Source organism: Steroidobacter gossypii (assembly GCF_016801985.1).
GTDB lineage: Bacteria > Pseudomonadota > Gammaproteobacteria > Steroidobacterales > Steroidobacteraceae > Steroidobacter > Steroidobacter gossypii.
This window is the reverse complement of sequence record NZ_JAEVLS010000002.1, coordinates 1,102,359-1,123,491: the sequence shown is the minus strand read 5'-3', so window position 1 is coordinate 1,123,491 and position 21,133 is coordinate 1,102,359. Positions and strand designations below refer to the sequence as shown.

Genomic DNA, 21,133 nt, shown 5'->3' with positions numbered 1-21,133 from the left:
AGTGCCAGGCCTGACCTTTGGAAGTCGCAGCTGAAGCAAGTGAACGCCGCCGCGTCCATCACCGAGCGAGTCAACATCCTGCTGGTCGACGACCAGCCGAGCAGGCTGCTCTCGTACGAGTCCGTCCTGGCGGGCCTCGGGCAAAACCTGATCAGCGCCCGCTCGGGCGAGCAGGCTCTGCAGCGCCTGCTGGAGGACGACTTCGCCGTCATCCTGCTCGACGTGAGCATGCCGGGCATGGACGGCTTCGAGACCGCGGCCATGATCCACGATCATCCGCGCTTCGAGAGCATCCCGATCATTTTCGTCACCGGCGTGCACGACTCCGAGTTCGACGCCTTGAAAGGCTATCGGCTGGGCGCGGTGGACTACGTCTCCATTCCCATCGTGCCGGAGATCCTGCGCAGCAAGGTCTCGGTGCTGGTGGAGCTGTACGTGCAGCGCCGCGAGCTGCAACGTTTGAATCGCAGCCTCGCCGAAGCCAACGCCACGTTGCAGAACGAGAAGGCTCGCGAGCTGGAGCGCGTCAATCGCAATCTCGAACAGGCGAACGCCGCCCTGCGCGACGCCGATCGTCACAAGGACGAGTTCATCGCCATTCTCGCGCACGAGCTGCGAAATCCGCTCGCCCCGATCCGCGCGGCAGTCGATGTGATGTCGCTGATGCCGCTGGAACATCCACAGTTGCGCTGGGCTCGCGAAGTGATCGATCGGCAGACCACGCACCTGAGCCGGCTGGTCGATGACCTGCTGGACGTGTCCCGCATCTCCCGCGGCACCATCAAGCTCAACAAGGAGCTGCTGACCTTGCGCACCATCCTCGATCGCTCGATCGAGGCGGCACAGCCCATCATCTCGGCCCATCAGCACCAGCTGCAGATCGACAGCGCCGGCGACCACGAGATGGTCGAGGGCGATCCGACGCGACTGGTGCAGATCCTGAGCAACCTGCTCAACAACGCCGCCAAGTACATGCAGACCAGCGGCACCATCCAGCTGCGCGCCAGGGTCGAAGGCTCGTATGCGGTGTTCTCGGTGAAGGACTCGGGCATCGGCCTCACCTCCGAGGCGCTGCCGAAGCTGTTCAATCTGTTCTCTCGCGTGCACGAGGACTCGGGCCATCTGCCCAGCGGCCTCGGCATCGGCCTCGCGTTGGTGCGCCAACTGGTCGAGCTGCATGGAGGCACAGTCACCGCGACCAGCCCCGGTCCGAATCTCGGTAGCGAATTCACCGTGCGCCTGCCTTTGATGTCGGGCATCGCCCCGCCTGCGCCCGTCGAGCCCGAGCCCGCCGCTATCCCGGCCGCGGCGCAGCGCCTGCGAGTGCTGGTCGCCGACGACAACGCCGATGCGCTGGAAAGCCTTGCCATGCTGCTCGAGATCTGTGGCCACGAAGTGCGCAAGGCGTCCGACGGCGCTGAAACGCTGCAAGCGTTGAGCGCCTGGCGTCCCGATGTCGCGCTGCTCGACATCGGCATGCCGATTCTCGACGGCTACGAAGTGGCGCGTCGCATCCGCAGCGAGCCGTGGGGCTCGCGATTGTTCCTGGTCGCCGTGAGCGGCTGGGGCCAGAGCGAAGATCTGCAACGCGCCAGCGATGCCGGCTTCGATCTACACTTCCGCAAACCCATCGGCCTGCCCGCGCTGGAAGACATTCTGGATAAAGCGCAAAGACTGCAGGCCGAAACCACCGTCAGGTCGTAGCGCTCGCGCCGACCCGGGACAGAAACACTACCGTGAAAGACACTGCCCTGCTGGAAGACGCACTGCGCACCTACATCAACCGTCGCTGTCGACGAGCCTATGCGCATGACTTGCGCAATGGTCTGCAGGGCCTGTTCGGCGGCGTCGATGCGCTGACGCGAGCAGCCCGCGCTACCAAGCCGCTCGCGGTGCCGCTCGATCAGCTGACCAGCTTCGTGCAACAGGCCATCACCAATCACGAGCGCGGTCTCGAGCGCGTGCTGGACAGCCTGGCTCCGGAGCCGCAGTCGCCAGTGGCGGTATCGATGCGAGAGCTGCTGATGGATCTGGCGAAGTTCCTGACCAACGATGCGGCTCGCAACAACATCCGCATACGGCAGGACTTCAGCGACGATCTCAGAGTGACCGCGCCGCCCTGCCGGCTGCGATTGCTTGGTCTTGCGCTGTTGACCGAAAGCATCGATGCGCAACCGAGCGGCGGTGAAACTCGCATCGCGGGCCGCACCGTGCAAGGCCGCGTGCAGTTCGAGATCATCGATTCGCGCACCCAAGCCCGCCCATCGTCGTTCATCGAGGAGGCGGTGACAGGCATCGTGGCGGAGCTCTCCGGCGTCATCGAGAGCAAGCCTGGCGCGAATGGCGGACACGAAGTCCGCGTGCAGCTGCCTGCTTCTTAGAGGGCGGCTGGCTAGAGCTGATCGTGTACCCGGTACGCGATCCAGTCGAACGCCCGGCTACGCCACGGCCGTCGTCGCCACTGTTCCAGCGTCAACTCGCGACTACGGCGCAAGTCGTTCTCGAACGCTCCCTTGAGCTCTCGCGCGAGGTTCGCATCTCGGATGCCGATGCCTGCCTCTTCGTTCAACGACAGCGAGCGCGCATCGAAATTGGTGGAGCCGATGTGCGACCAGATCTCATCCACGATGACGATCTTCTGATGCAGCAAGGTGGGCTCGAACTCATATAACCGCACGCCGCCGGCGAGCAATCGGCCGTACAAGTGACAGCCCGCGCGACGCACGAACGGACTGTCGGTATGCTTGCCGGGAACCATCAGATGAACCGCCACGCCGCGCTTGGCCATCATTGCCAGCAGATCGCACATGCCGTCGTCCGGCGCGAAATAGGGATTCTGAATGATGACTTCGCGGCGCGCACAGGCGATGGCGACGGTGTAGAGCAACGCCACGGAAGAAATCGCATCTCCCGATGCGCTGCTGACCACGTGCGCATCGCTGTCGCCTTTGGCCTCGAGCTGCGGAAAGCAGCCCTCGCCCGTCGGCACGCAATGGCTCTCCTCGATCCAGTTCTCGACGAACACCGCCTGCAATCCCTGCACCGCCGGCCCTTCGACGCGCACGGCAGTGTCGCGCCAATGTTTCTCATCCTCGCCATTGCCCAGCCATTGGTCGGCAATGCCATGTCCGAACGTGTAGCCGACCAGGCCGTCGACGATCAGCAGCTTGCGATGCGTGCGGTGATTGAAGCGGCGCAGATTCCACCAGTGGGGCTTGCAGTAGAGCGACAGCTCCACACCCGCCGCGGCGGCGCGCTTCAAGTTCTCGTCATCGCTGCCGATGCCGCCCATCGCATCGATGAGCAGCCGGACCTTGACCCCTTCGCGCGCTTTGCGACTGAGCAGCTCGACAAAACGACGCTCGAGCGTGCCCGCGGTCCAGACGAATGTTTCCAGATGGATGCAATGCCGTGCGGCGGCGATGTCCGCTTCCATCGCAGGAAATAATGCGCCATTCTGCAGGATCCGACAGTCGTTGCCGGCGCTCACCACGCCGTCCGTCAGCCCGGCGAGCGTCTGCAGGTCTTCGTTCAGCGCCGGTAGCGCCTCCAGATCGAGATTCAGATAGGGTGTGTGGCGGCGATTCTTCAGCAGGAAATAAACGGCCGACAGCAGCGCGCCGGCCACAAACGCCAGCAACGCGTTCCACACGCGGGCTTACTCGGCCACCTTGGCGCCATCGACGCGGAATCTCAGGTACGGCAACTGCGCCTGAGCGATGCTGGCGATGCCTGTCTGAGCCGCGGCTTGCTGCCCGGGTTGCACGACCGAGCGGATCACGACCGGCGCGCCTTGCTGCGCAACCCGCCCTGCACCGTCGACGAGCACCGGCGTCACTTGAATGCCGACCAGCGGCGCCGGCGAGCGATTTTGAATGACCACGACGACGCGACCCTGCGCATCGATCTGCCCTTGCGTGGCCACGTAATTGCCCGGGTTCTGCGGCAAGTCCATGCGCACGAACTCAGCCGCGGCGCGCTGCCCGATCTGGCTCTGCGAGGTCGCAGCCGCTCGGAAATATTCCATCGCCTTGCCGCGATCGCCGCGGTCGCGCGCGATCGTTCCCAGGTAATAAGCCGCCGGGGCGGTGGGTAGCAGCTCGACGCTCTTGGTCAGCCACTCTTCGGCCCGCGCTTTATTGCCGGTCTGAAACTGCGCGACGCCCGCGCCGAGATACGAACCGAAATAATCGGGATTCAGATCGATGGCCTTTTGATAGTGCGCGATGGCCTGTTCGGGCTTCTTCTGCGCCAGCTGCATCTCGCCCAGGAACTCGTGGAAGCGGCCTTCCTTCGGCTCGATCTTGATGGCCTCCTCCACCAGCGACTGCGCCTTGCTGTACTCCTTGGCACGGGCCGCCACCATGGCTTGCTCGAACTTGTCATAGGCGGGTTCGATCTTGCGGAACGGCTGCAACCGGGCCTGGTAGCGCTCCTGACCGAGATCGCCACCGGCGCCAAGGCGCGCGGCGGTTTCCTTGTTCTTGGCGACGCGCTCTTCCGACGGCGGATGCGAAGCAAACAAGCCTTCCAGCCAGCCGCGGGCCTTGGCGCCTTCCTGTTGCGACAGCCGCACGAATGTTTCCTGCAAGGTGATGGCGCCCTGCGGATCATAGCCGGCCGCCTTCATGTACTTCATGCCGTACTCGTCGCTCTCCAGCTCCTGATCCCGACCGTACTTCTGTTGGATCAGCTGCGCGCCGACGCCCGCCCCGCTGAGCGCCAGATTGGCGACGGTGGCGTCGACGTCGCTGATGGCTGCACCGATCTGCGCCGCGGCCAGCCCGACCTGCATGAGGGTGCCGCGTTCCTGCGCCTTGGCGCCGTGCCTTGCGGCCGCATGCACGATCTCGTGCCCGAGCACGGCGGCGAGCTCGGCCTCGTTCTTCAGCTCCGACAACAAACCGACGTTGATCGCGATCTTGCCGCCCGGCAGCGCCCAGGCATTGGGCACGGGATTGTTCAGCACCACGAACTCGTACGGCAGCTGACGATCCGCCACCGCGGCCAGCTTCTGCCCCACTTCCTGCACGTAGGCGGTGAGATCCGGCAGCACGTCGAAATCGCCGCCCTCGCTCTGTTGGGTGGGTGCGTAGTGCTGCTCGCCGAGCTTTATCTCCTGGGCCTCGGAGATGAACTGAATCTCCTTTTTGCCCGTGACCGGGTTGACGCCGCACGCGCTCAGCCAGACAGCCAGAAGCGGTAAGCACAGCAGCTTTGCGATACGCATGGGCGTGACCCGTGTCAGTGGAGTTGGAAGAGTTTACGGCCCTCCGGATTGATGAGCGATAGCGGCGATTTGTTCCGTCAGCCCTCAGCCGCCTTCGGCGTACAACTGCGCCACCTGTTCGGCGCCCACCGGTTCATCGTAGATCTTCAGCTGATCGATCAGCCCCTGGTACGGCGTATCCCAGAAGTTCACGCCGAGCGCGAACTGCCGCTGCGCGGCGGGCGTGAACACATCCGGGAAACCCGTCATCGTGTTGACCAGCGCGCCATTCAGATACAGCCGCAACGTGCCCTGATCGACCGTCATGACCAGATGCGACCAGGCGCCCACTGGGATCGATGTGTTGAACGAGCCGTCGAACCAGGCGGTGCCCGACCACAGCATGGTCGGTTGTGTCGAGCCCGGGCCACGCGGCAACACGCTGATCCAGCTCGAATCGCTGGCCCAGCCGAACAGCGCGGGCGTGAACTGCGACACCGCCGTGGGCTGCAGCCAGAGCGAAATGGAATAGCTGTGATCGTCGATGAGCCCGTCCGGCAAGCGCACGCCCGAGGCGCCGTTCAGCACCAGAGCGCGGCCTGCCGCGCCCGCTGCAAACGAAACGTCGCCGCCGCCCTGATCGGGCCGACTGCCGACCACGACACCCGGTCCAAATGCTCCGGCCGATGCATTCAGATCGTTCTCGAAGTCATACGCGGCAACCGGCGACGGCGGCGCGAGCGAACGCACTGTCACGTTGAACGTCTTGGTGGCCTGCATCCCGTTCAAGGTAAGGGTGGCCGTCAATGTCACGTCCACATCGGGCGAGTCGCGTCCCGGACGCGTCACCTCACCGGTCGGGCTCACCACCTCCGGGCGCGAAGATTGCCAGCTCACCGCCGACGCGTAAGGCCCGGTACGCAACAGCGGCAGATCGTCCTGCACGGCGCTCACATTGCCCAGATCGAGAATCTGCACCGCCGACTGCAACAACTGCGGGCCGGACAAACCATCGATGTCCAGGCCGCGAATTTCGGCGGCCGACAAGCTTGCCTCATAGATCTTCAACTCATCGATCAGGCCGTTGAACGGCGCATCCCAGTAGTTCACGCCGAGCGCGAACTTGCCGGCGCGCGTGCTGAAGAAATCGCTGAGCGTTCCAGCGGAGAACTTGCGCACGCCGTTCAAGTACACGGACACGACGCCGCGATTCACCGAGAACGCCACGTGCGTCCAGGCATTCGCCGGGATTCGTTCGCCGGCGCTACCGTCGAACCACGCTTCGCTGCCACTCCACAGCATGGTGTTGCCGTCCCAGCTCTGCGGCACCAGGCTGATCCAACGGTTCGAGGACGGCATGCCGGCGGCGTCGGTTTGCTCATCGACCGCGCCGAAAAACGCCGGCGTAAATCCAGTCAGCGTCCGTGGATGCGCCCAGAACGACACGGTGTATTCGTAGTTGTCGATCACTCCCTCGGGCAGCAACACACCTGAAGCGCCATCCAGATCCACCGCCTGTCCTTGCTGACCGGCGCCGAACCCCACCGCGCCCACATTCCAGATGCGATCGCCAGTGGCGGTGGCGGCGGTAAAGCGCCCGAGCTGCTCGCCCAACGAATTCTCGAAACCGAAATGCGCCACGCGATTGAACGGCAGCCGCGCCGGCACCGTGACCTGAAACTCACGCCGCGTGGTGACGCCATTCAATGTGATGGTCGCCGTGAGCGTGACGGTGCGGTCGCCCTCACCCACGTTGGGCCGATTGACCGTGCCATCGGCCTGAATGACCGAGGTATCGCTCGAGCTCCACACGATAGTGGCCGCACGCGTGCCGCGCGTCGGCAGATCCAATGTGCCGCCCTTGATCGTCTCGGGCAGCGTCAAACTGGCGGCCACGTCCTTGAGCGCCTGGCGTGTGGTGCGCTTTTCGAGCTTCGAGCCCCAGATCGACACGCCTTCGCTGTTCACCGCCGTGAACACCGGCACGAGGCGACCCGCCGCTTCGTTCCATTGCCACGCGAGCCGGCCCTCGAAGCTCTGCGCCACGCCGTCCAGCTGGATGCTGATGCGGCTCGGGTCGGCGAAATAACGCCGATACTGGCCGGTGACTTCGCCGCTGATGGTGTAGTCGGCGTTCAAGGAAACATAGACCGACTGCTTGGGTTGCCGGTTGATGTCCTTGCCCAGATCGATGAACTTGTAATCGCCCAGCGCATCGTTGGCGTCGACGATGTTGTTGCCCTGAATGGGCACATAGCGATGCGGGGAGGCGACCAGCCAGCCATCGGCATTGACGAACAGCTCGTGCACCCGGATCGAATGCGCTTCGCCCCGGTTCGGAAATCGTGTGTGAGTGATGAGGAAATGTTTCTTGGTTGCAGGATCGTAATACGCGGAGTTGTGGCCTGGCGAAACATAGCCGCGCGAGCTTTCCCGGTCGCCCGGTGCGGCCGCGAAGTTGAAGCCGCCCATCAGCTTCACTCCATACGGCGCGATGCTGTCCCAATTGCCACGGGCCTGCGCCAGATCGCGCCCTGCCGCGTCGAGATAGGGCCCATCGGGATTGCGCGAGCGTGCGATGCGAATGTTGTAACCGTCGGTGGAAACAAAGCCGCCGAACGATGCGAACAGGTAGTAATAGCCGGTCTGCGGGCTGTAAAGAATGTAGCTGCCTTCGATGGCGCTGTGGTCGCCGCCCGCCAGGTGTTTGCCGTAGCCTTGTCCGGGCAGCGGCTTGCCGGTGGTTTCGTCCATTCGCAGGATGAAGATGCCGCCGGAGTACGAGCCGTAGGTCATCCACAAGCGGCCCTGCCGATCGTAGAAAACATCCGGGTCGATGGTATTGGGATGAATGGTCGCGTCGTAACGTTCGATGCCTTCGGGCCCATACCCCGCGGCAATCTCGGCCGCCGACATGCCCGAGCGCAGAAAGATGCCTTGATCGACGTATGGCCCGTCGATGTGATCCGACGTGGCCAGGCCGAGATAGGAGCGCGGCCCGGTGCACTCGCCGTCCGGCGGAATGCCGCAGAAGCTGTAGTAGAAGTGATATTTGCCGTTCTTGAGCTTGATGACATCGGCGGCCCAGGAGCCTGGCGCTCCGGTCCACTCGTTGCCCGCGGCAGGAATCGTGCTGTACAGCGGATTGGTCGGGTCCACGCCATTGGCGACGTACTGCCAGTTCATCAGATCGGTGCTGCGCGCCGCCGCCAGATGCGAGCCGAATACATAGAAACTGCCGTCGTCGGCGCGAATCACCGATGGATCGTGAACCGCCAGGTCGTTGTGAGTGATGGCGTTGGCGTCGACCGTCGGATCGGGCGCATCGAGCAGACAGCCGCCCACGATCAGCAGCACGCCCGCGGCGAGCGCCGTTCTTATTGCTTGCATGTTGTTCCCCCGTCTGAGGAGGGCTTTATAACTCAGACAAATCAGGAATGGCAACCGTCATCGCGGCGAGGCGGCGGAACGATCCCTGCCGGCATGGCGTTGGGCAGGTGAACCGCCAGGAGCGATCCCGCAGCAAACATCTCCCAATCCTCTCCCGATCATCTTCATGGGGGGCCTATGACGCCTTCGATTGGCAATGCAGCGATGGTGACGGCATTGTTCACAGACGCGGCCGGCGTGGAGCGCGCCTACGGAGCGGCGTTGTCGCGCGGCTACACGCGTGACGACATCAACCTGGTGCTGTCGGAGGAAACCCGCCGTCGCCATTTCAAAGTCGATCAGGTCGAAACCGAGCTGGCCGACAAGGCCGCCGAGAGCACCGAAAAGAAACAACCGTCGCAACAACCCGCCGCGGACAAGGTGGGTGGTCCGCCGGGCGGCACGGCCGCAACCATCGGTACCGCGCTTGCTGCCGTAGGCACGGCAGCTTTGCTTCCGGGTGTGATCTTCGCAGGTCCGATCGCAGTTGCATTGGCGGCCGGCGCAGCGGCGGGCGTGGCCGGTGGACTGGTCGGCCTGCTCACCAATTGGGGCATTCCCAAGGGACGCATCGAGGAATACGAAAGTCACATCCGCGGGGGCGGCGTGCTGATCGGCGTGCAAGCGCGTTCCGACGCGGACACTGCCTATCTGCAAAACGAATGGCAGGCCGCGGGCGGAACGCTGGTGCGCGCTTAGGACAGGAACTAGCGCAGTTCGACAGTCTTGCCTGCGACGGTGATGCGCTCGGCGCGCATCTCCTGCTCATCGCTGGTGCTCCGATAGCCTTCGACCGTCGCGGTCGTGCCGACCTTGAGCATTGCTTCGGTGAGACCGCGATTGGTCATGCGCGAAGGCGGCGCCAGGATGACCTCCCAGCTCTTGTCGGCGGTCTTCAACTGAATCGAGCCATGCGGATTGGCATAGCTGGTCTGCTCGATGACGCCCGACACCTTCTGCAGCTCCGACTCGTAACCGCTCCAGCCATGGTGAGCCAGCGCGGTGCCGGCGAGCGCTCCGGTGACAACGGCGGTGACGATCAGCGTGCGTAAGCGATACATGGTTCCTCCTGGACGCCTTGGGAGACTGGGGAACTTGGACGCCCGGATCTTACTTCAGACCGCGCTCTTTTGATCCAGCCGCCGTAGCACGTGTGGCGCGAGTTTTTCTTCCATGGCGCTGGTGCGTACTCCGTTCCGCTGTGGCATGAACACCGAAAGACCGAAGCTCACATCGCCCCGGCGCACCGCCAGGCCATCGCCCCACCATAAAGCTTCGTCGCCGAACTTTCGCGGCGAGGGCTTGGAGGCGATGATGCCCTTCTCGGCCGAATCGTGAAACGCCTGCAGGAATTTCCTGGCCATGTCGCGGCCGGCCGGCCACTGCATGGCGTTGAGGATAACGAAGCGTCGTCCCCGCGCCGGCGCGGTTGCATCCGGCGCCTTGCCGGGCTCGATCATCCAGATGCAGGACGATGAATACTGCCCATCGCGCGACATGCCCTCGTCCTGTCGACGGCCGTTATCGACGGGCAGCCCGATGGCTGCGCTGATCTCCGCCGGCGTCAGCAACTCACATGCGTTGATTTCGAGCGGGCTCTGCGCCGCGTGAGCGACACAGAGCGACCCGCCGTACAGCGTCGCGATTGCAAGCGCCGCGCGGAGAGTCCGTTTCATGCGCTGACGGCTTCCGAAGTCAAGCTCTCGCCGCAGCGTCTGAGGGAGATGCCATGCATGGTCGCCTTGTTTCTGATCGCCGAGGGCGTCCGGCGCAGCGTGACGGCCATCGTCTCGAGCGATGCGCCGCTCGTGGCCAGTTGGCGCAGCAATCGGATGTCCTCGGTGGACCAGGTGTTAGCGGGAAGAGATCTGCGAATCGAATGAATCATGCCGCTCCTCGAGCCGGCGCCTCCGAGCTGGGCGGCACCGGCAACCCTTGCACGACTCGCAAGCACACGCGGGCGGTATCGGCGATCACGATCCAGAGGATCAGGGTCAGCACGATCGCCAGCACGGCATCGAGACGTTGATTGAAGATCAGCTGTGGCGCGACCGCCGCTTGTTCGGGCGGCAGCGTGCCAGCAGCCAGTTTCGATGCGATCTGATCGGCAGCGGCCAGAAAGCCGATACGCACATCGTCGGAGACGACCTTTTCCCAGGTCGCCGTGGTGGTCACGAGCGTGAGCCATGCCAGCGGCACGCCCGTTACCCACGAATAACGCACCTTACCCTGCTTCACCAGGATGCCCGTGCAGATACACAGAGCGATGCCGGCCAGCAACTGGTTGGAGATACCGAACAACGGCCACAGAATATTGATGCCGCCGTTCGGATCGATGACTCCGATATACAGGAAGTAGCCCCAGCCCGCCACGATCAACGCGCTCGAAATCAGCACCGAGGGGTACCACGAGGTCTGCCCCATCTTGGGCCACACGTGCCCGAGCGCATCCTGGAGCATGAAGCGACCGACGCGCGTGCCCGCGTCGAGCGTGGTCAGGATGAACACCGCTTCGAACATGATCGCGAAGTGGTACCACAGCGCCATCATGTGCTGACCGAAGGTCGAGGCGAAAATGCTGGCCATGCCGACCGCAAGCGACGGCGCGCCGCCGGTGCGAGCAAACAAGGTGCTCTCGCCCATCTCGGCCGCGAGCGCCTGCATCTGCTCGACCGTCACCGGGAAGCCCCAGCTGGTGATGGTCGCGACCGCCGCTTCCGGCGTCGCGCCGACCGCGCCGGGCCCGCTGTTGATGGCGAAGAACACCCCTGGATCGAGCATGGTCGCGGCGATCATCGCCATGATGGCGACCCCCGACTCCAGCATCATGCTGCCGTAACCGATCATGCGCACATCGGCTTCGTTGCCGATCAACTTCGGCGTGGTGCCGCTGGACACCAGCGCGTGAAAACCCGAGATGGCGCCACACGCAATCGTGATGAACACGAACGGAAACAGCGTGCCGCCGAAGATCGGGCCCGTGCCATCGATGAATTGCGTCAACGCCGGCATTTGAATGTCGGGCCGCATCACGATGACCGAGACGGCGAGCAGCACCACCGTGCCGAGCTTTAGAAACGTCGAGAGATAGTCGCGCGGCGCGAGCAGCAGCCAGACCGGCAGCACCGCGGCGATGAAGCCGTAGCCGATGACGAACCACGCCAGCGTGATGGCGTCGAGATCGAAGAACGTCCGCAAGGTCGGATGACTGTCGATCCAGCCGCCGCCGACCACCGCGAACAACAGCAGCGCGACGCCCAGCACCGATGCCTCGAGCACGCGGCCCGGACGAATGTCTCGCATGTAGATGCCGATCAGCAGCGCGATGGGAATGGTCGCGAATACGGTCGACGTGCCCCACGGGCTGTGGCGCATGGCGTTGACCACCACGAGGCCCAGCACGGCGATGAGGATCACCATGATCACCAGCGTGCCGAGCATGGCCGCATAACCGCCGATCGGCCCGAGCTCGTCGCGCGCCATCTGTCCCAAGCTGCGTCCGTTGCGTCGTGTGGACAGGAACAACACCGTCATGTCCTGCACGCAGCCGCCGAGCACCGCGCCGACCAGGATCCACAACGTGCCAGGCAAGTAACCGAACTGCGCGGCCAGGGTCGGGCCGATCAACGGACCCGGGCCGGCGATGGCGGCGAAGTGATGACCGAACACGATCCATTTGTTGGTCGGCACGAAGTCACGGCCGTCATTGATGCGCACCGCAGGGGTTGCGCGGGCTGCATCCAGCACCAGCACCTTCGCCGCTACCCACTTGCTATATAGCCGATAGCCGATGGCATAGACGCAGCCGGCCGCGACGATGATCCACATCGCATTGATGGACTCGCCCCGATGCACGGCGAGCCCGCCGATGGCGAACGCGCCGACCACGGCGATCAGCAACCAAACCAGTTTATTCATTCAACCCCCGCCGCTGGCTGTAGGACCGGACAGCTTAGCGCTGCTTGGCCACTTGTTCTTCGGTGACCGCCCCGCCGACGTTGCCCCAGGCAGCGCGCATGTAGCTGGCGATGGCGGCGATCTCCTCGTCGGCCAGCTTGCTGCCGAACTCCGGCATGTCCTTCCAGCGCTTCGGGCCCGGCAGCTTCGCCAGGTGCGGTCCATACAGAATCACGTTGATCAGCGAGGCGGGATTGCTCGCTTGCACCATGGGATTGCCGACCAGCTTGGCGCCGGCGTCGGCGCTCAACGCGCCCAGACCGTCGGGTTGGTGACACGTGCCGCAGTTGACGTTGTAGAGCGTCTCGCCGTCCTTGAGCACTTGCGCGCTGGCCGGCTTGCCGATGTTTCCTACGTTGCCCGGCAGACTCTTCAGGTACACCGCCATGGCCTTCACATCGGCGTCGCTCAGATGCCGCGTGCTGTTCAAGATGACTTCGTTCATCGGCCCATGGGTCTCGCTGAACGCGTTGCGGCCGGTCTTCAGATAGGCGGCCACCTCTTCCACCGGCCACGACCCCAGGCCGTTCGGCACATCGGTAAGATTGGGCGCGGACCACTCGCGGTACTCGCCGCTCGGCACTTTGTCGGTGTACTCGCCGCCGGTCATGGCCATGCTGGTCTTTTCCGCGCCCATGAAATTGCGCGGCGAATGACAGGCCGAGCAGTGGCCCAGGCCTTCGACCAGGTAAGCGCCGCGATTCCACTCGGGAGTTTGTTTGCTGTCCGCCTGGAAACGGCCTTCCTCGAAGAACAGCGCCTTCCACAGGCCGAGCGCCCAGCGCTGATTGGCCGGGAAACCCATTTCGTTCTCCGGCGGCGTGAAGTTCACCGGCTTGACGATCTTCAGATACGCGAACAACGCCGAGACATCTTCGTCGCTGATCTTGGTATAGGCGGTGTATGGGAATGCAGGATACAGATGCGCGCCGTCGGGCCGCACGCCTTCGCGCACCGCGCGCTCGAACTGTTGCTCGGTCCACTTGCCGATGCCGGTCTCCGGATCGGGCGTGATATTGGTCGAATACAACTTGCCGAACGGCGTCTGGAACGCGAGGCCACCGGCGAATGCGGGGCCGTCCGGCGCGGTGTGACAGCTGACGCAGTTGCCGGCGCGCGCCAGGTATCGCCCACGCTCGATCAATGAATTGGCTTGATCGCCCGAGGTGGGCAGTGAACTGTCCGCCTGGCTCGAATTGGCGAATGACAGCGCTGCGAGCAGCGCCATTCCAAACGTGAGACCGAGCGTGACCCAGGTGGCGGCGACGCGCACGCCACCGTCGAATTTGCGTTTGCTCATGTTCTGTGCAGCTGCCGATGCGGCCCGTGATGGATCTGGTACCCCCCGCGCCACGACTGGCTTACGGTTTCAGCTGACCGCGGATCTCGCCGCTCTTGTGTTTCGCGCTGTGCACGTTCACATACAGATTGCCGGCCTTGAACGCCTGATACTGCTCATCGGTGAGCCTGGCGCCCTCGGGCGTGCTCCAGGTGTTGTCCGCCGACTTGACGAGTGTGATCACTGGCGGCCCATTTTTCCCGGGCTCCGCGAGATGGATATGAGCTGCGACGCCTTCCACGCCGGTGGTGGTCACTTTGCCCGTCACGCTCTTGTCGGCGGCGACGGAGATCGTGCCTTCGCCCTTGGCGGCCGTGGTCACCGCCGGCACTTCCTGATCGCCACTCAATGTGACTTGCACGTCTTCGGCGTGCACCGTCAGGCTGACGGCGAACATGCTCATTGCAAGCAGAGTGCCGCCGAAAAGCTTGGAAGCTCGATTCATCGCCGTATCCCCCGAGCAGTGCTGCTCTAGTGAGCCCTTGCGGGCCGTTTGTGACCGCTACGTCGAGCGCAGCGGTTCGTTGCTACAGAAGCCTACTCCTGCGCTTGGGCAGGAACTTCGCGGAAATGCCTCCGCCATTCGCGTGTTGCGCATGATGTATGCGCAACCTCTAGCGCCAACAGCGGACGGCATGCGCGCGTCAGACCTTCAGGGGCAGCGAGGTCGTCGACTTCACTTCCCAGGCAGCCACGAACGAATTCACTTCGCGGATGTTGGGCACGGTGGACAGCTTGCCGAAATAAAACTTCTCGTAGGCTTCCATGTCGCGCACCACCACGCGCAACAGGAAATCGTAGGCGCCCAGGATCACGTGACATTCGAGCACTTCCGGGAAGCTGCGAATGTAATCGGTGAACTCCTGCAGACTTTGCTGGTCGTTGCGAATAACCTTCACCTGCACGAACAGCTGGGTGAGCAGGTTGAGTTTGCGCCGATCCAGCATGGCCACGATCCGGGTGATATAGCCCTCTTCCTTCAGGCGCTGGATGCGCCGGTAACAGGGCGACTGCGACAGGCCTACCGAATCGGCGATTTCGGCGGCCGAGTGCGACGCATCCTCCTGAAGCGCGCGCAAGATTTTCAGATCGATCTTGTCCAGACCTTCCATCATTCCCCCTAACAAATTTGGAAGCCTCGATGTGCTGGTCGGGCTTTCCTGTCTTCAAGGCATGTCTTAGGACGATTTTGTGCGTTGGGCTTGTTCGCTGGCTTTAAATATCAACCTCGGTGCGTTTGGTAGCGTAGTGATGCATGTAATGGCATGTAATCTTGTCGGACGCAAGACGCTAACGAAATTCCCGGGAATTTATGAAAAAGGTTTCAGGTATTGGAGGAACGGGCGAGCGCCTCGCACGGCATGCGCCTTGCGAGGGTGGTGGTGCGTTCGATGCGCGGCCCGTTGCTAGATCTGCAACGGCCACGCGGTGGTGGTCTTGATCTCCGAAGCCGCCACGTAGGAAGTCACTTCGAGGATGTGCGGCACGCGGGACAGCTTTTCGAAGTAGAAGGTTTCGTAAGCGTCCATGTCCTTGGCCACCACGCGCAGCAGGAAGTCGAACACGCCCAACACCACGTGGCACTCCATGACTTCGGGAAAAGCCCGGATCGCCTCGGAGAATTCGGCGAGGCTGGCGCGGTCGTTCTTGACCACCTTGACCTGCACGAACAGTTGCGCGCGCAGGCCGAGCTTCTGGCGATCGAGCAGCGCCACGATCTTGGTGATGTAGCCGTCGTCCTTCAGGCGTTGGATGCGTCGCCAGCAGGGGGATTGCGACAGGCCGACCGACTCGGCGACTTCGGCCGCCGACAATGACGCATCCTGCTGCAGGACCGACAGGATCTTGTAGTCGATTTTGTCGAGGCCGCCGCTCATCTCGCTTTGTCCTCCTGTTGGCTCACACGTGCAGGGCATGGCCGAGACCCGCCAGCGCGGTCTCGAAGAATGCTTCGGACAGTGTGGGGTGTGCGTGAATGACGCCGGCGATGTCCTCGAGCGTCGCGCCCATCTCGAGCGCCAGCGCAAACTCGCCTGAAAGCTCGGAGACGTGCGCACCCACCGCTTGAATCCCAAGCAAGCGCCGATCGTGTTTGCGCGCCACCACGCGAACGAAGCCGCCGGTGTCGCTTGCTTCCATCGACAGCGCACGACCGTTGGCCGCGAACGGGAACTGCGCGTTGATGACTTCGATGTCGCCCGCGCCGGCATCGCCCGGCGACAGGCCCACGCTGACGATCTCGGGCTCGGTGAAACACACCGCGGGGATCGCGACCGGATTGAAGCGCCGGCGCTGACCCGCGATGAGCTCCGCCACCATCTCGCCTTGCGCGGCCGCCTTGTGTTCGAGCATGGGCTCGCCCACCAGATCGCCGATGGCCCACACATTTCGCATCGAGGTGCGGCATTGATCGTCGACGTAAACAAACCGGCCGCTCATGTCCACGCCCATGTTCTCCAGACCCCAGCCCTGTGTGCGTGGCCGGCGACCGACGGTGACCAGCACTTGCTCCGCCTTCACTGCCAGCGTCTTGCCGTCCTGACTGCGAGCGAACAGCGAGCCTGCTTCGAAGCCCATCACCGTCGCGCCCAGATGGACGGCCACCCCGGCCCGCTCCAGCCAGCGTGCGACCGGCTTGACCAAGGCGCTGTCATAAAGCGGCAGGATGCGATCCTGGGCTTCGAGCACGGTCACATCGACACCCAGCTTCCGGAACGCCGACCCCAGCTCGAGGCCGATGTAGCCAGCACCGATCACGGCGAGGCTGCGAGGCAAGCTTTGCAGCGACAGCGCTTCGGTCGAGGAAATGATGGGACCGCCAAACGGCAGGCCCGGCAACGCCACCGGCTCGGAGCCGGTTGCCAGCACAACGTGCTCGGCGGTGATGGTCACCGCCCCCGATGCGGTCTGCACGACACAGGATCTGGCATCGTTGAAGCTGGCCCAGCCGGAGATCACTTGCACCTTGGCGCGACGGAGCAACCCGGCCACGCCTTCGTTGAGACGATTCACCACCCCGTCTTTCCAGCGCACGGTCTCGCTCAGGTTCAGGGTCGGCTCGACGCTCAGGGAGATGCCCAAGCTGCCGCCCTGCTTCGCGGCCTCACGCACGCTGCTGAATTTGGCCGCCGCGTGAATCAGCGCCTTCGACGGAATGCAGCCGCGGATCAGGCAGGTGCCGCCGAGCCGGTCGCCTTCCACCAACGTGACTTGCAAGCCGAGTTGAGCCGCGCGCAGCGCCGTGACATAGCCGCCGGGGCCGCCGCCTACTACCAACACTCGCGTCTTGATGGTTTCGCTCATGAGTCACCGGACGAAAATGGTGGCGGGTTGCTCGAGCACCGAGCGCAGCCGTTGAATGAACTCGGCGGCCTCGGCGCCGTCGATGACCCGATGATCGAACGAGGACGACAGGTTCATCATTTTGCGGATCACGATCTGACCGTCGCGCACCACGGGGCGCTCGACGATCTTGTTCGGGCCGATGATGGCCACCTCGGGGCGGTTGATGACCGGTGTCGCCGACACGCCGCCGAGCGGGCCGAGGCTGGTGATCGTGATGGTCGAGCCCGTCAGTTGCTCTCGCGATGCTTTGCCGTCGCGTGCGACGGTTGCCAGTTGCGAAACTTCCGTTGCGCAGTCCCAAACATCACGCGCTTCGGCGTGCTTGATGACGGCGACGAGCAGGCCACGAGTTGTTTGTACTGCCATGCCGATGTGCACTGGAGCGCTGCGATGGATGATGCCCGCTTCGTCGTCGTACGTGGCATTCATCTGTGGGAACTCACGCAGCACTCGGACCAGAGCGCGCATGAGGAACGGAAGCAAGGTCAGTTTTGGCTGACCCGGAGCGCGCGTGGCGTTCAGATGCGCGCGCAGCTGTTCGAGCTCGGTGACGTCGACTTCTTCCACATAGGTGAAGTGGGGAATGTGACGTTTCGCCGCCTGCATGCGTTCGGCGATTTGTCGTCGCAGGCCGATGACTGCGACATCTTCGCCGCCAGTGAGCTTGGCATACAGATAGTTCGGGGCTTCGCCCAGGCTGCTATCGTTCGCCGCGCTGCCGACTGTTTCTCCTGCCGCCTCGCTGGCGAGAAACGCATCCAGATCCGAGTGCATGATGCGACCACTCGGACCGCTGCCACGAACGTACTGCAGCTTGATCCCGAGCTCATCCGCTCGCCGTCGGACGGCAGGCGACGCCGCCGGCCGCTGGCCACGCAGTGGACGCGCCTGCTGTTCGCCGCCGCGTTTGAAAGTAACGTCCGACAACGCCACCGGCCCGGTGCCCGTGCGGCGCTGTTCCACAGCCGCTTGCGCGACCGCATTGATCGGGGCTGGCTTCGCCGCCGCTGCCGCTGATCTGCTTTGACCGGCCGACGTTTGTTCCCTCTGAACAGCGGCAATGCGAGAACTCTGATCGACGGCCAAGGAATGTTTGTCCTCGACGGCGGCGACCGGACTGCTTTGCTCGGCGGCGACTTGCTTTGTCGGCTCAGGGGCCGAGTCGGAGCCAGCGGTTTCCAGCACGACCAGCACCGATCCCACAGCCGCCTTCTCGCCGGCCTTGCCGGCGATGCTTTGCACGACGCCGGCGACCGGCGAGGTCAGCTCGACGGTGGCCTTGTCGGTCATCATGTCGACCAGCGGCTGATCTTCCTCGACGCGGTCGCCCACTTTCACGCGCCACTCGGCGATCTCGGCCTCGGCCGTGCCCTCGCCCACGTCGGGCAGCTTGAAGCTGTACTGACCCATCGTTATGCCTCCAGCGCCTGGCGCAGCGCCGCCCCGACGCGCGCCGGGCCGGGGAAGTACTGCCATTCGAAGGCGTGCGGATAAGGAATATCCCAACCCGTCACGCGCTCCACCGGCGCCTCCAGCTGATAGAAACATTCACGCTGCACCAACGCCGCCAGCTCCGCGCCGAAGCCGCTGGTCTTGGTCGCCTCGTGAACCACGATGCAGCGACCGGTCTTGTTGACCGAATCCGCGATCGTCTCCATGTCGAGTGGAATCAGGCTGCGCAGATCGATGACCTCGGCGTCCACGCCGCTCTCCTTCGCAGCGGCGAGCGCGACATGCACCATCGTTCCGTAAGCCAGCACGGTCACCTCGTCGCCTTCGCGCACCACCGACGCTTTGCCGAGCGGCACCTTGTAGTAATCCTCGGGCACCTCGCTGGCCGGGTGCACCGACCAGGGTTTCACGGCCACATCGTGGCGGCCGTCGAACGGCCCGGTGTACAGGCGCTTGGGTTCGAAGAACATCACCGGATCGTCATCTTCGATGGCGCTGATCAGCAGCCCCTTGGCGTCATACGGGGTCGAAGGGATCACCACCTTCAAGCCCACCACGTGCGTGAACAACGCCTCCGGGCTCTGGCTGTGCGTCTGGCCGCCGAAGATGCCGCCGCCATAGGGCGAGCGCACCACGATGGGCACACCGAACTCGCCGGCCGAGCGATAGCGGATGCGCGCCGCCTCGGACGTGATCTGATCGAACGCCGGATAGATGTAGTCCGCGAACTGGATCTCCACCACCGGCCGCATGCCGTAAGCCCCCATGCCGATGGCTGCACCGACGATGCCGCCCTCGGCGATCGGCGTATCGAAACAGCGGTGCCTGCCAAATTTCTTTTGCAAACCGTCGGTGGCGCGAAACACGCCGCCGAAATAGCCCACGTCCTCGCCGAACACCACCACCTTCGGATCGCGCGTCATCATGGTGGCCATGGCCGAGTTCAGGGCCTGAATCATGTTCATCGTCGCCATGCTCAGTATCCCGCCTCCTGGCGCTGCTTCAGCAGTCTCGGATCGGGATCCTTGAACACGCCGTCGAACATGGTCTTCGGACTGTGAGTTTTGTTGTTGCCGTGAATGCCGTTCGCCTCCGCTTCTTTCTGCACGGCGCGAACCTCCTGCGTCACTTCCTCCAGCAGCGCAGCGTGCTTCTGCTCGCTCCAATCGCCCCGCTCGATCAGGTGCTGCTTCAAACGCGCGATCGGATCGCCCAGCGGCCACTTCGCGCTTTCGTCCGCCGGCCGATAGCGACTTGGATCGTCGCTGGTCGAATGAGCCTCGGCTCGATAAGTAAACAACTCGATCAGCGTCGCGCCATGATTGGAGCGTGCGCGCTGTGCAGCCCACCTGGTCGCTGCGTACACGGCAAGAAAATCGTTGCCATCGACGCGCAAGGCCGGCAGGCCATAGCCGATGGCGCGCGCGGCGAACGGCGCTTCATCGCCGCCGGCGATGCCCTGGAAAGACGAGATCGCCCACTGATTGTTGACGACGTTCAAGAGCACCGGGGCGCGATACACTGAAGCGAACGTCAGCGCGTAGTGGAAGTCGCCTTCAGCGGTCGTGCCATCGCCCACCCAACTCGCCGCGATGCGCGTATCGCCACTCAAGGCAGAGCCCATCGCCCAGCCCACGGCCTGGATGAACTGCGTGCCGAGATTGCCCGAGACGGTGAAGAAATTGTGCTCGCGACTGGAGTACATCACCGGCATCTGCCGGCCGAGCAGCGGATCGAGCGTGTTGGAATAAACCTGCCCCATCATTTTGAGGATGGGATAGCCACGCGCGATCAGCAGCCCCTGCTGACGATAGCTCGGAAAGCACATGTCGCTGCTTTCGAGCGCCGCGGCCTGCGCGGCCGTCACCGCTTCCTCGCCGGTGCTTCTCACGTAAAAGGAACATTTGCCCTGACGCTGCGCCCGATACATGCGCTCGTCGAACACACGGGTCAGCAACATCGTGCGAAGACCAGCGAGCAGCGTCGCCGTGGAAAGATCGGGCGCCCACGGTCCGACCGCGTTGCCACGGTCGTCGAGCACGCGAATCAGCTCGTACGCGAGGTCGTGCATCGAGCGGGCTTCGGTGTCCAGCGCGGGGCGTCGCACCGCGCCCGGCGCCGACAGGCGCAATTGACTGAAGTTGGCCGGTTCGCCCGGTCGGGCGGCGGGCTCGGGAATTCGCAGCGTCAGCGGCGCGTTACGCGCCGGCTTGAGCGCCACCGCCTGACGATCCAGGCGGGGTGAATGCAGCATGACGGCCCCCTAACAACGTTTGTTGTCTGCATGTTGTAGCGGGAGCAGTCTAGCTAGCGCATCGCGGTCATTTCTTCGCCAAATTCACGCCGCGAAGGCGTCTCTCTGCATGATCGTGGCAAGCATGGGTGCGCAGGCTGAAATTTCC

At 63.8% G+C, this 21,133-nt stretch carries 18 protein-coding genes; 4 read left to right on the top strand and 14 right to left on the bottom strand.

Annotated elements, in window-relative coordinates:
* The first annotated feature begins 39 nt into the window (after positions 1 to 39).
* The gene (locus JM946_RS12065; RefSeq protein ID WP_203167530.1) at positions 40 to 1,704 is read left to right on the top strand and encodes a response regulator; all 1,665 of its coding nucleotides are present in this window, start codon (positions 40 to 42) and stop codon (positions 1,702 to 1,704) included.
* Positions 1,705 to 1,736: 32 nt separating this feature from the next.
* On the top strand, positions 1,737 to 2,381 hold the full coding sequence (locus JM946_RS12060; protein ID WP_203167529.1) for a nitrogen regulation protein NR(II): 645 nt from the start codon (positions 1,737 to 1,739) through the stop codon (positions 2,379 to 2,381).
* A gap of 11 nt (positions 2,382 to 2,392) precedes the next feature.
* Here the strand turns inward: JM946_RS12060 and JM946_RS12055 are convergent, their stop codons facing one another.
* From JM946_RS12055 to JM946_RS12045, 3 genes are all read right to left on the bottom strand, one after another.
* Entirely contained in the window at positions 2,393 to 3,652 is a 1,260-nt protein-coding gene (locus tag JM946_RS12055; protein ID WP_203167528.1) for a phospholipase D-like domain-containing protein, read from the bottom strand.
* 6 nt (positions 3,653 to 3,658) lie between these two features.
* On the bottom strand, positions 3,659 to 5,230 hold the full coding sequence (locus JM946_RS12050; RefSeq protein ID WP_203167527.1) for a M48 family metalloprotease: 1,572 nt from the start codon (positions 5,228 to 5,230) through the stop codon (positions 3,659 to 3,661).
* Between the two features lie 84 nt (positions 5,231 to 5,314).
* The gene (locus tag JM946_RS12045) at positions 5,315 to 8,599 is read right to left on the bottom strand and encodes a LamG-like jellyroll fold domain-containing protein (protein ID WP_203167526.1); all 3,285 of its coding nucleotides are present in this window, start codon (positions 8,597 to 8,599) and stop codon (positions 5,315 to 5,317) included.
* Positions 8,600 to 8,776: 177 nt separating this feature from the next.
* Between JM946_RS12045 and JM946_RS12040 the strand changes: the two genes are divergently transcribed.
* Complete coding sequence (locus JM946_RS12040) at positions 8,777 to 9,337, top strand: hypothetical protein (RefSeq protein ID WP_203167525.1); 561 nt, start codon at positions 8,777 to 8,779, stop codon at positions 9,335 to 9,337.
* An 8-nt stretch (positions 9,338 to 9,345) separates the two neighbouring features.
* Here the strand turns inward: JM946_RS12040 and JM946_RS12035 are convergent, their stop codons facing one another.
* Together JM946_RS12035 and JM946_RS12030 are read right to left on the bottom strand one after the other, a co-directional pair.
* Positions 9,346 to 9,699 (bottom strand): DUF6152 family protein, encoded by a 354-nt coding sequence (locus JM946_RS12035; protein WP_203167524.1) that lies wholly within the window; start codon positions 9,697 to 9,699, stop codon positions 9,346 to 9,348.
* A gap of 54 nt (positions 9,700 to 9,753) precedes the next feature.
* Positions 9,754 to 10,314: a hypothetical protein gene (locus JM946_RS12030; protein WP_230979595.1), complete on the bottom strand. Its 561-nt coding sequence runs from the start codon at positions 10,312 to 10,314 to the stop codon at positions 9,754 to 9,756.
* Between the two features lie 57 nt (positions 10,315 to 10,371).
* Between JM946_RS12030 and JM946_RS12025 the strand changes: the two genes are divergently transcribed.
* Positions 10,372 to 10,521: a hypothetical protein gene (locus JM946_RS12025; protein WP_203167523.1), complete on the top strand. Its 150-nt coding sequence runs from the start codon at positions 10,372 to 10,374 to the stop codon at positions 10,519 to 10,521.
* Between the two features lies 1 nt (position 10,522).
* Here the strand turns inward: JM946_RS12025 and JM946_RS12020 are convergent, their stop codons facing one another.
* The 9 genes from JM946_RS12020 to JM946_RS11980 all read right to left on the bottom strand — a co-directional run bounded on the left by JM946_RS12020 (position 10,523) and on the right by JM946_RS11980 (position 20,985).
* Entirely contained in the window at positions 10,523 to 12,556 is a 2,034-nt protein-coding gene (locus JM946_RS12020; protein ID WP_203167522.1) for a carbon starvation CstA family protein, read from the bottom strand.
* A 34-nt stretch (positions 12,557 to 12,590) separates the two neighbouring features.
* Positions 12,591 to 13,895: a c-type cytochrome gene (locus JM946_RS12015; protein WP_203167521.1), complete on the bottom strand. Its 1,305-nt coding sequence runs from the start codon at positions 13,893 to 13,895 to the stop codon at positions 12,591 to 12,593.
* A gap of 61 nt (positions 13,896 to 13,956) precedes the next feature.
* On the bottom strand, positions 13,957 to 14,379 hold the full coding sequence (locus tag JM946_RS12010; protein WP_203167520.1) for a CHRD domain-containing protein: 423 nt from the start codon (positions 14,377 to 14,379) through the stop codon (positions 13,957 to 13,959).
* A gap of 199 nt (positions 14,380 to 14,578) precedes the next feature.
* Entirely contained in the window at positions 14,579 to 15,049 is a 471-nt protein-coding gene (locus JM946_RS12005; protein WP_203167519.1) for an Lrp/AsnC family transcriptional regulator, read from the bottom strand.
* Positions 15,050 to 15,340: 291 nt separating this feature from the next.
* Positions 15,341 to 15,811: an Lrp/AsnC family transcriptional regulator gene (locus tag JM946_RS12000; protein ID WP_203167518.1), complete on the bottom strand. Its 471-nt coding sequence runs from the start codon at positions 15,809 to 15,811 to the stop codon at positions 15,341 to 15,343.
* 22 nt (positions 15,812 to 15,833) lie between these two features.
* The gene (gene lpdA, locus JM946_RS11995) at positions 15,834 to 17,237 is read right to left on the bottom strand and encodes a dihydrolipoyl dehydrogenase (RefSeq protein ID WP_203167517.1); all 1,404 of its coding nucleotides are present in this window, start codon (positions 17,235 to 17,237) and stop codon (positions 15,834 to 15,836) included.
* Between the two features lie 3 nt (positions 17,238 to 17,240).
* Entirely contained in the window at positions 17,241 to 18,689 is a 1,449-nt protein-coding gene (locus JM946_RS11990) for a dihydrolipoamide acetyltransferase family protein (protein WP_203167516.1), read from the bottom strand.
* A 2-nt stretch (positions 18,690 to 18,691) separates the two neighbouring features.
* Entirely contained in the window at positions 18,692 to 19,705 is a 1,014-nt protein-coding gene (locus JM946_RS11985; protein WP_203167515.1) for an alpha-ketoacid dehydrogenase subunit beta, read from the bottom strand.
* Between the two features lie 2 nt (positions 19,706 to 19,707).
* Entirely contained in the window at positions 19,708 to 20,985 is a 1,278-nt protein-coding gene (locus JM946_RS11980) for a thiamine pyrophosphate-dependent enzyme (RefSeq protein ID WP_203167514.1), read from the bottom strand.
* Positions 20,986 to 21,133: the final 148 nt, after the last annotated feature.

What these genes read in the sequence shown, in the direction of transcription:
- JM946_RS12050 (WP_203167527.1), bottom strand. Translation starts at nt 5,230, where the DNA reads ATGCGTATCGCAAAGCTGCTGTGCTTACCGCTTCTGGCTGTCTGGCTG.
- JM946_RS12045 (WP_203167526.1), bottom strand. Translation starts at nt 8,599, where the DNA reads ATGCAAGCAATAAGAACGGCGCTCGCCGCGGGCGTGCTGCTGATCGTG.
- JM946_RS12040 (WP_203167525.1), top strand. Translation starts at nt 8,777, where the DNA reads ATGACGCCTTCGATTGGCAATGCAGCGATGGTGACGGCATTGTTCACA.
- JM946_RS12035 (WP_203167524.1), bottom strand. Translation starts at nt 9,699, where the DNA reads ATGTATCGCTTACGCACGCTGATCGTCACCGCCGTTGTCACCGGAGCG.
- JM946_RS12030 (WP_230979595.1), bottom strand. Translation starts at nt 10,314, where the DNA reads ATGAAACGGACTCTCCGCGCGGCGCTTGCAATCGCGACGCTGTACGGC.
- JM946_RS12025 (WP_203167523.1), top strand. Translation starts at nt 10,372, where the DNA reads ATGGTCGCCTTGTTTCTGATCGCCGAGGGCGTCCGGCGCAGCGTGACG.
- JM946_RS12020 (WP_203167522.1), bottom strand. Translation starts at nt 12,556, where the DNA reads ATGAATAAACTGGTTTGGTTGCTGATCGCCGTGGTCGGCGCGTTCGCC.
- JM946_RS12015 (WP_203167521.1), bottom strand. Translation starts at nt 13,895, where the DNA reads ATGAGCAAACGCAAATTCGACGGTGGCGTGCGCGTCGCCGCCACCTGG.
- JM946_RS12010 (WP_203167520.1), bottom strand. Translation starts at nt 14,379, where the DNA reads ATGAATCGAGCTTCCAAGCTTTTCGGCGGCACTCTGCTTGCAATGAGC.
- JM946_RS12005 (WP_203167519.1), bottom strand. Translation starts at nt 15,049, where the DNA reads ATGATGGAAGGTCTGGACAAGATCGATCTGAAAATCTTGCGCGCGCTT.
- JM946_RS12000 (WP_203167518.1), bottom strand. Translation starts at nt 15,811, where the DNA reads ATGAGCGGCGGCCTCGACAAAATCGACTACAAGATCCTGTCGGTCCTG.
- lpdA (WP_203167517.1), bottom strand. Translation starts at nt 17,237, where the DNA reads ATGAGCGAAACCATCAAGACGCGAGTGTTGGTAGTAGGCGGCGGCCCC.
- JM946_RS11990 (WP_203167516.1), bottom strand. Translation starts at nt 18,689, where the DNA reads ATGGGTCAGTACAGCTTCAAGCTGCCCGACGTGGGCGAGGGCACGGCC.
- JM946_RS11985 (WP_203167515.1), bottom strand. Translation starts at nt 19,705, where the DNA reads ATGGCGACGATGAACATGATTCAGGCCCTGAACTCGGCCATGGCCACC.
- JM946_RS11980 (WP_203167514.1), bottom strand. Translation starts at nt 20,985, where the DNA reads ATGCTGCATTCACCCCGCCTGGATCGTCAGGCGGTGGCGCTCAAGCCG.